General features: G+C 63.6%; 13 protein-coding genes. 5 read left to right on the top strand and 8 right to left on the bottom strand.

What is annotated here, in order from left to right:
* Positions 1–4: 4 nt before the first annotated feature.
* The 3 genes from OKW37_RS07430 to OKW37_RS07420 form a co-directional block, all read right to left on the bottom strand.
* Positions 5–583 carry a YqgE/AlgH family protein gene (locus OKW37_RS07430; protein ID WP_090803272.1) on the bottom strand — a complete coding sequence of 193 codons (579 nt, stop codon included), beginning with the start codon at positions 581–583 and terminating at the stop codon, positions 5–7.
* Positions 584–891: 308 nt separating this feature from the next.
* On the bottom strand, positions 892–2,298 hold the full coding sequence (locus OKW37_RS07425; protein WP_184062184.1) for a hypothetical protein: 1,407 nt from the start codon (positions 2,296–2,298) through the stop codon (positions 892–894).
* Positions 2,299–2,676: 378 nt separating this feature from the next.
* On the bottom strand, positions 2,677–2,847 hold the full coding sequence (locus tag OKW37_RS07420) for a rubredoxin (RefSeq protein ID WP_006047743.1): 171 nt from the start codon (positions 2,845–2,847) through the stop codon (positions 2,677–2,679).
* 382 nt (positions 2,848–3,229) lie between these two features.
* On the opposite strand from OKW37_RS07420, the gene OKW37_RS07415 reads away from it, so the two are divergent.
* Positions 3,230–4,093: a hydroxymethylpyrimidine/phosphomethylpyrimidine kinase gene (locus OKW37_RS07415; protein WP_090803266.1), complete on the top strand. Its 864-nt coding sequence runs from the start codon at positions 3,230–3,232 to the stop codon at positions 4,091–4,093.
* A gap of 308 nt (positions 4,094–4,401) precedes the next feature.
* On the opposite strand, the gene OKW37_RS07410 is transcribed toward OKW37_RS07415, so the two are convergent.
* Positions 4,402–4,569: a hypothetical protein gene (locus tag OKW37_RS07410; protein ID WP_429407261.1), complete on the bottom strand. Its 168-nt coding sequence runs from the start codon at positions 4,567–4,569 to the stop codon at positions 4,402–4,404.
* A 21-nt stretch (positions 4,570–4,590) separates the two neighbouring features.
* Between OKW37_RS07410 and OKW37_RS07405 the strand changes: the two genes are divergently transcribed.
* Both OKW37_RS07405 and cysC read left to right on the top strand, forming a co-directional pair.
* On the top strand, positions 4,591–5,610 hold the full coding sequence (locus OKW37_RS07405; RefSeq protein WP_429407263.1) for a chondroitin 4-O-sulfotransferase: 1,020 nt from the start codon (positions 4,591–4,593) through the stop codon (positions 5,608–5,610).
* A 26-nt stretch (positions 5,611–5,636) separates the two neighbouring features.
* A complete protein-coding gene (gene cysC / locus OKW37_RS07400; RefSeq protein WP_429407265.1) occupies positions 5,637–6,275 on the top strand; it encodes an adenylyl-sulfate kinase in 639 nt (212 codons plus the stop codon).
* Between the two features lie 203 nt (positions 6,276–6,478).
* Here cysC and groL read toward each other — a convergent pair whose 3' ends face one another.
* The 4 genes from groL to OKW37_RS07380 all read right to left on the bottom strand — a co-directional run bounded on the left by groL (position 6,479) and on the right by OKW37_RS07380 (position 10,511).
* A complete protein-coding gene (groL, locus tag OKW37_RS07395; RefSeq protein WP_184062186.1) occupies positions 6,479–8,119 on the bottom strand; it encodes a chaperonin GroEL in 1,641 nt (546 codons plus the stop codon).
* A gap of 53 nt (positions 8,120–8,172) precedes the next feature.
* Positions 8,173–8,463, bottom strand: coding sequence for a co-chaperone GroES (gene groES, locus OKW37_RS07390; RefSeq protein ID WP_008923887.1), 291 nt, complete (start codon positions 8,461–8,463; stop codon positions 8,173–8,175).
* A 533-nt stretch (positions 8,464–8,996) separates the two neighbouring features.
* Positions 8,997–9,707, bottom strand: a complete 711-nt coding sequence (locus OKW37_RS07385) for an FkbM family methyltransferase (protein WP_429407267.1) — start codon at positions 9,705–9,707, stop codon at positions 8,997–8,999.
* 414 nt (positions 9,708–10,121) lie between these two features.
* The gene (locus tag OKW37_RS07380) at positions 10,122–10,511 is read right to left on the bottom strand and encodes a hypothetical protein (RefSeq protein WP_429407269.1); all 390 of its coding nucleotides are present in this window, start codon (positions 10,509–10,511) and stop codon (positions 10,122–10,124) included.
* 350 nt (positions 10,512–10,861) lie between these two features.
* Here OKW37_RS07380 and OKW37_RS07375 point away from each other — a divergent pair, with 350 nt between their 5' ends.
* On the top strand, positions 10,862–11,485 hold the full coding sequence (locus OKW37_RS07375; RefSeq protein WP_429407271.1) for a hypothetical protein: 624 nt from the start codon (positions 10,862–10,864) through the stop codon (positions 11,483–11,485).
* 83 nt (positions 11,486–11,568) lie between these two features.
* On the top strand, positions 11,569–13,038 hold the full coding sequence (locus OKW37_RS07370) for a hypothetical protein (RefSeq protein ID WP_429407273.1): 1,470 nt from the start codon (positions 11,569–11,571) through the stop codon (positions 13,036–13,038).
* Positions 13,039–13,133 lie beyond the last annotated feature (95 nt).

Raw genomic sequence — 13,133 nt, 5'->3', positions numbered from 1 at the left:
CCCCTCATGCGTGCCCGGCCTCGCCCGACAGCATCGACAACGACACGCCCAGCAGCGCGAGCGCCGCTTCGAGACGATCTTCGGCGGGCACGTCGAAAACGATCTTCGGATCGGCCTCGACCGTGAGCCAGCCGTTCTTGGAGATTTCGTCTTCGAGCTGACCCGCGCCCCAGCCGGCGTGGCCGAGCGTCAGCAGGAAACGCTCCGGACCGTTGCCGCTCGCGACGGCCTCGAGCACGTCTTTCGACGTGGTCATTTCGAGCCCGCCCGGCACCGACATCGACGACGTGTATGCGCTGCCGCCTTTCGGATCGTGCAGCACGAAGCCGCGCTCGGTTTGCACCGGGCCGCCGAAATACACGGGGACATGGAGAAGCGGTTCGATCTCGAGCTTCAGATCGATGCGATTGAAGAGCGCTTGCAGGTCGATATCGGTCGGCCGGTTGATCACGAGGCCGAGCGCGCCGCGCTCACTGTGATCGCAAAGGTAGACCACCGTTCCTGAAAACGTCGGATCGGCCATGTTCGGCATGGCGATCAGGAACTGGTTGGTCAGATTGATGCGATCGGTACTCTTGGACATAGTTCGGATTTTAGCAAAGACGATGCGTCATGGCGGGCTGCTTTGAGCATTGCAACGCGTTGGGTTGCACGCTACGCGACGCGCCATCGACGCCGGATCAAGTTGCACTCTATCACGCGCGCGACTTGCGCCATGCCGCGATCAGGCGCCGAAACACCGCGTAGAACGGCACGTTCGGCGCCCGTCGCGAAGTTGCGGCATTGTGACTTGTCACAATGGGTTTCAGCGGGTTCGGCGCGCGTCGGTCGAAGCGTTGCGGACGCAATTCGCGCGCCACGTCGCGCGTTTGGTTCGACCCGGCTTGCGCTTCACGCGCCGCCCTGCTCGATCGCACGCGTGAGCGCGGCGAGCGCCGCCTGCGTGAAGCTGCCGCCCGCCGGCCCAACGCCCGCGGCGACCTTGTGCAGCGACGCACGCAAGGCCTCGGCGGCCTGCTCGAGCGTGTCGGCCGGCGGCGCGCCGACGATCACGTGCGCGCGCACCGCCGGCGTCGCGACGCTCGCATGCGCACGACGCCGCCATGCGAGACCGAGCGCGTCGGCGAGCAGCGCCACGTGACCGAGACCGAGCGCGCAGGCGGCCGAGCCGAGCCGGTAGGCGGCCGAGCCCGCCTGCAGCGCTTCGCTCGGGTCGGCTTTTTCCGGCTGATCGGCCGCGCGCGCATGGGCGGCCAGCGCCTCGATGGACGCGTCGGCGGTCTGCAGGAAGTCTTCGTACGCGTTCGCGTTGACGCTCAGCACGCCGAGATCGCGCGTGTGCGGCAGCGACTGCGCCTCGAGCGCGCCCGCCTCCCACAGCGCTTCCGACGACTGCGTGCCGGCGACGTGCCAGTCGACGGTCAAGCCATAATCGTGCAGCACCTCGACCTGGTCGGCGTCTTGTGCGGCCGCGCCGAACAGCGCGTAGTCGCGCCACAGCAGCGCGAGCGTCGCGCGCACCAGCGAACGCGGCGCGCGCTCGATGCCGCGCGCGTGATCGGCGAGCGCCAGATTGCAGCGCGCGTAGAAGCGCCGCGCCTCGATATCGCGGATTGCGTGGCCGCGCGCGCGCAGCGCCTTCGCGCAGGCGCGCGCGAGCCGCCAGAAGTCATACGGATCCGGGCCGGCGAGTTCGGTGAACACGGCGTCGAGCTCGTCGAGCGCGGCGTTCGTGACCGCAAGCGCTACCGCGCTGCCTGTGTCGGCCTGCGAGCGCAGCACCGGCAGCAACGCGCGCTCGTAGCGCGCCCGCTGATGGGCAAGCTGATCGGCCGATTGCGCGTGCAGCGAAGCCGGCGGCACTGGCCGCGCGCACAGCGCGAGGTCTTCGAACGCAACGGCGGAGCCCGGCGTGGGTTCGATGAGTTGCGCACACAGCTCGCGGTAGTGGTTGAACAGCGTCGGCGAGCAACTGAGCTCGCGCAGATTGTGACGCTCGAGCGCCGCGCGGAAGTCGCGCAGCGCCGCGCCGAACACTGGCCGCGCGCTTTCCGCTTCGGCTGGCTCGCCGCACGCGAGCGGCGAGAGCCGCACGAGGGCGTCGGTGAAACGCTGCGCGCTGAGCCAGCCCGCCGTGCGCAATGCATGCGACGCGCGCAGCAGCGCGGCACCGCTCTCGTCGCGCTGCTCGAACGCGAGCGACGCCTCGGCGAGCGCGAGTTCCGCAGGGCGGACCGCGCCGCCGCGCGGGTTCGGCAGTGCATCGATGGAAACGGGTGCTGCGGATCGAAGAGTCATGGGCAGGCGACACGAAGCTGACGGGGCCGTCGCTTCGCGCCGCATGCTGAGTGAGCGGCCACCGCGCGAACCGGCGACAGGACAATGACAGACTACCGTTGCGACACGACGCGACCGGCGATGTTCCGCGCCGGCGCGCTCAGACAGGCGCCGGGCGTGCCGGACGCATCAAGCGATTGCAGCAATTGCGCGGCGGATGACGCCGCTGACTTTTCGGGATCGAAGCTCAGGGTTCAGGTTCGGACCGAATCTCGGGACCCGGTTTGGGGGCCGAAGCTTCCGGCGTGTCGCACGAGCCCATCAAACCGCGACGCCGGAACAATGATCAAGCGACGCGAACGACCGACCGACCGGCTGACGCCGGCGGCTTGCCGAACTTCAGATCTGGACCATTTCGAAGTCTTCCTTGCGCGCTCCGCACTCCGGACACGTCCAGTTGATGGGCACGTCTTCCCAGCGTGTGCCCGGCGCAATGCCTTCGTCGGGCAAGCCGGCCTCTTCGTCGTAAATCCAGCCGCAAATCAGGCACATCCAGCTTTGATATTCCATTCTTTTGTCGCGTCGTTGAGTCCGTGGAAGCGGGAGCCATGATGGTACCGTGTTGCCGCCCCCATGCCTAGCAATCGAAAACTCGCAATCGTAGCGTGGACCGGGCTTCGGCGGTGCGCCCGCGCGCCGTGCGCACGACGCTCGCGGCGTCATGCCGCATGGCGGTGGGGACACCCGGCAGCGCGATAGGGGGCGCCTCGGCAAGCTCGCGGCGCTAGCGTGGCAACCTCAAAGCAATCCCCGCCGGCTGCGCGTCAGCGGGCCGCGAGCCAGCCTCTGGCAGTCCCCGCCGCGCGAAAAAACGCCCTCTCCACGGTTTAGGCCGCATAATTGAGCCAATTGCGCATTGCGCGCCGAAATCCTGCTTTCCTTATCCATTTTCATGCCCAGCGACACGCCTCCGATCGTCCTCACCTTCGGTCTCTCCGACCCCACCGGCGGCTCCGGCCTGCAGGCGGACCTGTTGACACTTGCCAGCATGGGCTGCCACGGCGTTTCCGTGCTCACGGGCTATACCGTGCGCGACTCGGCGAACTGCGACGAAGTCACCGGGCTCGACCCGGACATCGTCGCGACGCAGGCGCGCATGCTGCTCGAGGACATGCCGATCGCCGCATTCAAGGTCGGCGCGTGCACGCGCGCCGAAGTGGTCAGCGCGATCGCGGAAGTTGTCGCCGACTACGACGACATCCCGCTGATCCTCGCCCCGGACTTCACGCTCGACGACGAGCACGTGCTCGCCGCCGACGAACTGCGCGAAGCGATCGCCGATCTGCTCGCGCCGCAAACCACGCTGCTAGTCGCCGACTCGGCGACGCTGCTCGCGCTCGCGCAGCCCGACGGCGACGCGGAGGCGCCGAGCCTCGACGCGGCGATCTCGCATCTGCTGTCGCAGGGCTGCGAGTACATTCTGTCGACCGAAACCGGCACGCATCGGCTCGTCAACACACTCTTCAGCGAGGACGGCCAGTTGCGTCAGGACATGTGGGACCGCGCGCCGCATCGGTTGACGGGCCTGACCGATACGCTCGGCGCGGCGATCGCCGCGCTTCTCGCCAACGGCCAGGAGCCCGCGGAAGCGGTGCGCGAAAGCCAGGAGTATCTGTATCAGGCAGTGCGCAATGCGTTCCGGCCCGGCATGGGGGCGTACATGCCCGATCGCTTCTTCTGGGCGCGCAGCAGCGATGAAGACGAAACGCCGCCCGCGCAAGGCAAGGGCGCGGCGCCGGGGGAAGCGCGGCACTGAGCTCGCCATTCGTCGGCATCGACTAAAAACCCGCTGTCAGCCGTTTTTTTCATTAATGCGACTTTCGCGATTGGTGCGACTTTCCATTCGATTTATCCAAATTGAACAATGTAATTAGCGCGTAGCTATCGATACTGCCGCGCCCAGTTCGTCTCGCGGGCATCCTGGTCAATTTATTTTGCATAGCCGCATGAATCTTGCTGTCGGCGATGCAACCGGACGTTTTATCGCGTAATCAAACGTTACAACGCCGATGACATCTTTTGTCTAGACTTTACGCATCACGATCAGTCATATGTCCCCACATGTCATTTCCCACCTTCTTCATCCATCCACCGAAATGCGGCGGTTCGACCGTTATTTCGTTTTTTGATTTGAATAAAGGTAATGACCAATTCATTAGCTTTGTCTGGGATCAGGATGGCTGGGGAAACTGTCGCGCAAAGCTGCTCGCGACGCAGGTAGGCGGCGGTCATCTACCGTATGGCATTCATCGGATGATCAAACATCCGGTCAACTACTGCACGATCCTGCGCGATCCGCTCGCGCGCCAGATCTCGCACTACTGGTATGCGGCGAACGGCAAGAACGGCCAGATCACGCGCGGCGTCAGCGTGTCGGCGACCGAGGCTCTGGCGCTGCAAGGTGTACTGTCGCTCGACGAGTGGGTCAGCGAATCGCTCGGCGGCAGGAACCTGTTCGTGCAGATGCTGAGCGGCGAGCCGGCGGTCAACGAAGCGAGCCTCGCCGTCGCGCAAATCCATTTGCGCGAACAGATCGGTACCGTCGGCGTCTGCGAGGACATGAGCGAATTCTTATTGCGGCTGTGCGGTTCGACAGGGATGAAATTACCTTTCTGTTTCGTAGCGAATCGCACCAATGGTGCGCCGAAAGGCAAAGCTCACATCAGCGAAGCAGCCAGACAAAAGTTCATCGACGACAATAGCCTCGATTACGAACTGTTCCGCGACGCGAACCGAATCGTCGAAGCCTATGCGAATGAAACGGGCAGCGTCTTTTCGAATGCGCTCGAATTGGTCCGCGTGATTCAGTCCGAAATAAATCAGCTCGAGAATCCGCACGTCTACAGCGCGACGGTTTTCGGCATCGATGGCTCATTCCTGTCGCGCGTGCATGAGGTGATCCGCCGCTTCGATCTCGCGCCGATCGACACCTATCTGGAGTTCGCGCGAAGCCGGCAGCGTCCGCCGGTCGACCTGTTCGACGGTTTTGTCGACACGGTGCGCGACGGCGTAGTGTGCGGCTGGGCCGTCAACCTGAGCGAGCCGCAGCGGCAGGTACCGCTCGAGGTGCGGGTCGGCACGCAGATCGTCGCGACCGGCTGCAGCGGCGAGCCGCGGCCCGATGTGGCGAGCGCCGGCTATCCGAGCGCATACAGCGGATTTTCGATTCCACTGCCGAATGATATTCCGGAAGGCTTTCGCGTTACCATTGCCAATTCCACCGAAAGCCTGCACAACGCCGGCACGTGGCGGCAAGGCTGGCACTGCGAATGAGCCAGAAGAGCCAAGAGAACCGATCCATGAAAGAGCCGCCCCAGTTCGTGCAACGCTTCCACGGCAAGATCGCGGTGCAGGACCGCATACGCATGTTCGATCAGATGCCCGCCACGATCTGGCTGACCGGCCTGTCCGGCGCCGGCAAATCGACGCTCGCGTTCGCGCTCGAGGAGCAGCTGATCGCGCTCGGTCACGCCTGCTATGTGCTCGACGGCGACAACATCCGCCACGGTCTGGCGAGCGACCTTGGATTCGAGCCCGACGACCGGCGCGAAAACATCCGCCGGGTCGCGCACGTCGCCCAATTGATGAACGACGCGGGTCTGATCGTGATTTCCGCGCTGATTTCGCCGCTACGCGAAGATCGGGCAATGGCGCGCGCGATCATCGGAGCCGACAAGTTCGTCGAAACCTATGTGTCCGCCTCGCTCGCCACCTGCGCGAGCCGCGATCCCAAAGGTCTTTACGCGAAAGCGAGGTCTGGCGAGATCAGCTCGTTCACCGGCGTATCAGCGCCCTATGAAGCGCCGATCGATCCCGACCTGCACGTCGACACGGGAACGCTGAGCCCCGCGCAAAGCGTCGCGCAGATCTTCCACTACCTGCGGGAAAAGTGCCTCGGAAGGTCCTCTCATCGCACGGCTCGCGCCGCGGGCGCCTGATCCGGACAAAAGGGCGTCCGGAAGCGCTCGCCAGCAAGCGCATCAACGCCGGCCCCAAACGAAAAAACCCGCATAAGCGGGTTTTTTCGTTTGGGGAAACGCCTCGCGGCGCACTCCCCACATGGACTTCCAGCCGGGCCTCGGCCGTGATCCAGACGCGCGGCAGTTCAACCACGCGGCCGGACCACGAGGCCCGAGCGGAATTACATGTCCATGCCCATGCCGCCCATGCCGCCGGGCATGCCGCCAGGCATCGGAGCATCTTCCTTCGGCAGTTCGCAGACAGCTGCGTCGGTCGTCAGCAGCAGGCCAGCAACCGAAGCTGCGTTTTGCAGCGCCGTGCGCGTCACCTTCGTCGGGTCCACGACACCTGCGTCGACCAGGTCGACGTACTCGCCGGTCGCTGCGTTGTAGCCGTAGTTGCCCTTGCCAGCAGCAACCGCTGCCACGACGACGCTCGCTTCTTCGCCACCGTTGGCGACGATCTGGCGCAGCGGCTCTTCCATGGCGCGCAGAACGATCTTGATACCTGCGTCCTGATCGGCGTTAGCGCCCTTCAGGCCAGCGATTGCCGTACGTGCACGGATCAGCGCGACGCCGCCACCCGCCACGATGCCTTCTTCCACAGCCGCGCGCGTTGCGTGCAGTGCGTCTTCGACACGTGCCTTCTTTTCCTTCATTTCGACTTCGGTCGCAGCACCGACCTTGATCACTGCAACGCCGCCTGCCAGCTTGGCGACGCGTTCTTGCAGCTTTTCACGGTCGTAGTCCGAGGTCGCTTCTTCGATCTGCGTGCGCACTTGCTTGACGCGAGCTTCGATGTTCGCTGCTTCGCCAGCGCCGTCGATGATCGTGGTGTTTTCCTTGCCCACTTCGATGCGCTTCGCCTGGCCCAGTTCAGCCAGCGTTGCCTTCTCGAGCGTGAGGCCGGTTTCTTCAGCGATGACCTGACCGCCGGTCAGGATCGCGATGTCTTCCAGCATCGCCTTACGACGATCGCCGAAGCCCGGAGCCTTGACGGCAACGGTCTTCAGGATGCCGCGGATGTTGTTGACGACCAGCGTTGCGAGCGCTTCGCCTTCGACGTCTTCAGCGATGATCAGCAGCGGACGGCCAGCCTTCGCGACTTGCTCGAGCACCGGCAGCAGGTCACGGATGTTCGACACCTTCTTGTCGTGCAGCAGCACGAACGGGTTCTCGAGCACGGCGACTTGCTTGTCCGGGTTGTTGATGAAATACGGCGACAGGTAGCCGCGGTCGAATTGCATACCTTCGACGACGTCCAGCTCGTCTTGCAGCGACTTGCCGTCTTCGACGGTGATCACGCCTTCCTTGCCGACCTTGTCCATTGCTTCAGCGATGCGCTCGCCGATCGACGAATCGCTGTTCGCCGAGATCGCGCCAACCTGGGCGATTTCCTTGTTGGTCGTGCACGGCTTGCTGATCTTGCGCAGTTCTTCGATTGCGGCTGTAACGGCCTTGTCGATACCGCGCTTCAGGTCCATCGGGTTCATGCCCGATGCGACGTACTTCATGCCTTCGCGGACGATCGATTGCGCGAGAACCGTAGCGGTCGTCGTGCCGTCGCCTGCGTTGTCGCTGGTCTTGGAAGCGACTTCCTTGACCATTTGCGCGCCCATGTTCTGGAGCTTGTCTTTCAGTTCGATCTCTTTCGCGACCGACACACCGTCCTTGGTGACCGTCGGGCCGCCGAAGCTGCGCTCGAGAACCACGTTGCGGCCCTTCGGACCCAGCGTGACCTTCACGGCGTTGGCGAGAATATTCACGCCTTCGACCATCTTGGCACGGGCGGAATCACCGAATACGACGTCTTTAGCTGCCATCTTCTAACTCCTTGAATACTTTGGATATAACCGGTGAAGTAGCGACCTTGCGCTTACTTCTGCACCACGGCCATGATGTCTTCTTCGCGCATCACGAGCAGTTCGTTGCCGTCGACCTTGACGGTCTGGCCTGCGTACTTGCCGAACAGGACGCGGTCGCCGACCTTCACGTCGAGCGCAATGGCTGCGCCCTTGTCGTCGCGCTTGCCCGGGCCGACTGCGAGGATTTCACCTTGATCCGGCTTTTCCGCTGCGGCTTCGGGGATCACGATGCCCGACGCGGTCTTGGTTTCCTGATCCAGACGTTTGACGATCACGCGATCATGCAAAGGACGAAGGTTCATACATACTCCTCTCTGATTGAGACTGAAGAACGCTGAGAAAAACCCGGCTGGCCGAGCCAACCGGAGATGTTGTTAGCACTCTCGTGCAGCGAGTGCTAATTATATGGACGGGCAGTGACAAATTCAAGAAGCGGGGAACGCGGTCGAAGTTCACTCACCCTGAAACGTGATTCGCTCGGGCTTGAACCCCGCCCCGTGCGGAACGTCTGCCGTTCGGTATTTTCTCTAAGAAAACAATAATTTACCGACGTGTTGCGTTGAGATTCGGCCCTTCGTGAAGGAAGAGGCGAGCCATGACGAGGCAGCGACTTCGGAGCGGAGCGCCCGCTCGAAACGTCAAACCCAGGGAAATCCCCCATAAGCGCGGGCCGTTACGATAGTCAGCCTTCAGGCAAGTCGAGGGGGCTCATGAATGTGCTTCACGGCTGAAGCACCAGTCGGTCCAGGTAGATCTGGACCGTTGCAGCGGCCGTTGATAGTGGGATTGTGAAATTGATAGCAGCTGCAAGGACGATACGTGCGGAACCGTAACGCTATAACTGGGTGCGAAAGATTTGAGATCTTTCCACTCTGAAGATCAGCGACAAATATGTCCAACTGACCAGTCGGTAATTGCGCTCCTCCAGATAGCGAAATATGGCTGAATCTATTACTTCCCTGATCGAAGTCAGCGTAAACTCCACAATAATGATCTTTGGTTTATACCTGCTGATATCAATCGATCGCAAGACTTCGTAATCGTGACCTTCCACGTCGATGGAAAGCAGATCGATTTTCTGATCGGCGTACGGGGTGTGCTCGAGAACGTCGTTCAATGTGGTAGTTTCAACGGTCCGGACGGAGATAGGCTTCTGGACTTCGGCCGCAGCCACTATGGGATCTATGGTCGAAGTCAACCCATAATTTGAAAAATTATAGACTTCCTTGAGCTGTTTCTCGTTCGAGACGGCCGCACATACATTGACATCACCGGACCGCGCAAGAGAAAACGTTTCAATTTTCACTGGATCCATGTCTATGTTGATGCCGCGCCAACCACGCTTGTAAAGCGCATGTGTGTTCGAGAACTTGACAGGGTGGTATGCACCAACGTCGACATAAACACCCTTATTGCACCGGGGACTGATTATCTCGCGCAACACCGCGTCCTCTCCAAACTGCGAGTAGTACAAACGCGGCCCGCGTGTTATCCACGTCTTGCGGACGAGCCAAAGGAAGTGTCCGAACGTCTTCGGGTTCAACATAACCGCTCCTCACTTCGAAACGATAACGGCAAAAGGTCAAACAGCGTTTGATCTGGAAGCTTGCCCCAGCAGAAGGTCGGTCCGGCATTACGTTAGCTAATATTCACTATGGCAGGCCTCATTACCGCCGCAAATGTGCCGCAGTACGGACCAAACGATATTCGCGAATTAGTTACATGCTCGAAAGGTCGTTGAGCGTTACATCTGCAGACTACTCGACGGTTAGCCGAACATTAAGCGAAAGTCATAATAATGTGTATTTTTGGCCGAAACCGTCGAGTATGCAAAAAGCTTCCGGTTCCAGTCGGTTCGCGTGTCGTCGACTACAGCCGCGCGAGATTCAGCCCGGCGAAGCCTTCTGCATGAGGCTACGATCCGCCAGTTTCGGTCGCCCGACAGCGCGCTCGTTTCACTTCACTTCTGCGCAGGCCGGTGCAACGCATTACCCGCCATCCACTTGAGCCGTTCGCAATTGACCTTGATGCGCGCCGCGAATTCCTTCGGATCTCGCTCGCGCAGTGCGTTCATCTGGCTATTGGTGATGTCGGCGCGGTGCCAGCCCGTGTCCCAGTGCTGATCGAAATCGGTCGCACCGGTCAGGACCTTTCGGAGCCGCTCCTTATAGGCGCCGATCCGCTCGGGCGACACGTCGCAAAACGCCCGCGCGAAGCTTGCGCGCTCACCCGCCGTCTCCGCGCTCATGTTGGCGTCGCTCGCGCCGCTCGCGAGCGGCGCGGCGAGCGACAGCACCGACAGACAGAACGCTGCGCAAAGCGGCCGATAGCGATACGATAGGTTTTTCATCTTCGACTCCTGACGATCCTTCGTGGCGACCAGGGATTGTCCCGATCTTCAACGCCGCCTCGCCGATTGTGTCCTGATTGCACTGCACGATGGCGTTTTCGCGCGCTATCCGATGCATCGCGTGGCCAAACCGCGGTGCTACGCTCGTTAAAGCGGCATTCGCGACGTGCCCGTTCCGGGGAACCGTGGCGCCAAGCACCGCAACGCCACGGCCTATCGGCAGGCCGCGACAGAAGCACGAGCGCCAGGCATGAGAACGAGCTCGAACACGACGCGCAACGAGCACAGAACGAAAGCACGACACGAAATCAAACACAAAAAGGCGAGACATCGCTGCGGGAGTGACTGCGATGGCATTTAGAACATATACCGTACTGACGCTGTTGGTGACGAGCACTGCCGCGTTCGCGTGGCGGCCTGTCACCTATCCGATCCGAAGTCAGAGCCCTTACGAGCGCAGCATCGACAACGCGATGTGCTACGCCGAGGCGAACCGCGTGACCGGGGTCAACATGGCCCACGAGTCGCAGATTCCGCCGCGTCAACCGCGCGCGGCCAAAGGTGCGTCGACCGGCGTACCGTCGAAGCCGCCGCTTCCGCCTAGTTCCTTCTCAGCCACGCCGCTGCCGTGGAGCGCGAGCGCGCCCGAAGCCGCGAGCGCGCCGTTGGCTGAGGCGCAAGCGCCTGGCGGTGCATCGTCGGCGAAACCGGTGAACGAAGCCGCGGCCGGCGCCAGCGCGCCAGGCGCGCCAGCCACCGCGGCGGCGAATGCACCGCCGAACGCATCGGCAGCGGCAACGGGCCCCAGTGCGACCGCGGCACCCGGCGCGTCGGATGGGGCGGCCGCTTCGCTGCAGGCCAACGCGGCGTCGAACGTAAAGCTGCCGCCGCTGCCCGCGCCCGAGCCACCGATGACCCGCTATTGGGCCGCCTACGGCGCGTGCATGCAGGCGCGCGGTTACGTCGTTCAGTAGTCCGGCCGACGCCGCTTGCGGGCGTCGTTGCATTCATTCTTTTTGATGGCGCCGCCCTTCGGCGCCAGTGGAGCGACACGGCCATGCCGCGCGACACGACCTCCGACCAGCCATTTTTCCATCACTGCGCATACTGCGGCGTGCCGCTGTCGGGCCGCTTTTCGCCGTGTCCCGCATGCCACGCACTGCCGATCGATTCGTTCGATACGGACGACAAGCCCGGCGAGCGCTCCGCGCGATCCCGGGCGCTGAGCGCATCGCGCACGCAACTCGAACCGCTGCCAGCGGCCGCGAGCTTGCCCGCGGACCGTTCGTCGCGACGCTCCGCGCAAACGAAGATGAGCCCCTACGATCTGATCGACGAAGCGACGTTCGAGCCGGGCGGGCGTCGACGGCGGCATCCGCTCGCGCTTGCCGCAGCCGCGCTCGCGACGCTCGGCGTCGTGTACGTCGGCTTCGTTCTACTCAACGACGACGATGCGAGCGTCGACACGCCGGTCACGGTCTTCGGCACGGTGCGCCCGGACAACCCTGGCCAAGCCCCTGCACAGAACGTTGCGCAGAATGCGGCGCCGTCGGTTGCCGCGGCGCCGAAGCCGGCGTCGATCGTCGCGCAACGGCCGCGTCCCGTTGTCGTCGCGCGGCAGCAACCGGCGAACGTGCACGCGGCCCACGTCGCGCCACCGGCACCGCCCGTCGTTGCGACCGCACCGACCGTTGCGCCATCGTCACCGCCGGTCGTTGCGACCGCGCCTGCCGTAGCGCGATCGAGCCCGCCCATCGTGGCGACCGCACCGACCGTTGCGCCATCGTCACCGCCGGTCGTTGCGACCGCGCCCGCCGTAGCGCGATCGAGCCCGCCCATCGTGGCGACCGCACCGACCGTTGCGCCATCGTCACCGCCGGTCGTTGCGACCGCGCCTGCCGTAGCGCGATCGGCTCCACCCGTCGTGGCGACCGCGCCCGCCCCAGCGCGACCGTCAACGCCCGTCGTCACGACCACGCCGACCGCAGCGCGACCGACACCGCCCGTTGTCACGACCGCGCGCGCCGTAGCGTCAACGAAGACATCGAGCGCGGCCATCTCCGCGCCCACGCCGCGTGGCACGGCGCTCGCGTCGACCAGCACCAACACCAACACCGACACGATGGCCGCCCCGCTCACGCAAGCCGACAAACAGCGCGCCGACGCCGAGCGCAATCTGAAAGCCGCGCACGGCTATCTGCAACGAGGCAATCTGGCGGCGACCAGAGCACGCCTCGCCGCCGTAATCACCGCGCAGCCCGACAATCGCGGCGCGCGCAGCATGCGCGCCCAGGTGAGCACGCTAGAGCAGCAACGCGACGCGTTGCTGAGCCTCGCGCGCGGCTGCAGCAACGTGGGACATTGGGAGTGCGCGTCGCACAACGCCAACGAAGCGTTGCGGATCGATTCGAGCAGCAAGGCCGCGCAACGGCTCGTCGCCCTCGCGTCGCACGAGTCGGCGTGGCAAACCATGCAACCGACGGCGGAAGAGTCGCGCGCATTGCGCGATCTGCTGCGTCACCACTAAGGATTGCGAGGTATCTCGCGGGACGGCGGCACGGGCGTGCAGTCGATCACGCCCGCCCGCGCGGCGCCCCGAAAGACGCGCGCGCGGGCAGCAGT

Origin of the sequence: Paraburkholderia sp. MM5482-R2 (assembly GCF_050436125.1) — a bacterium.
Lineage (GTDB): Bacteria > Pseudomonadota > Gammaproteobacteria > Burkholderiales > Burkholderiaceae > Paraburkholderia > Paraburkholderia tuberum.
Note: the sequence above shows the minus strand (reverse complement) of the source record. Positions and strands in the feature narration are given on the sequence as shown.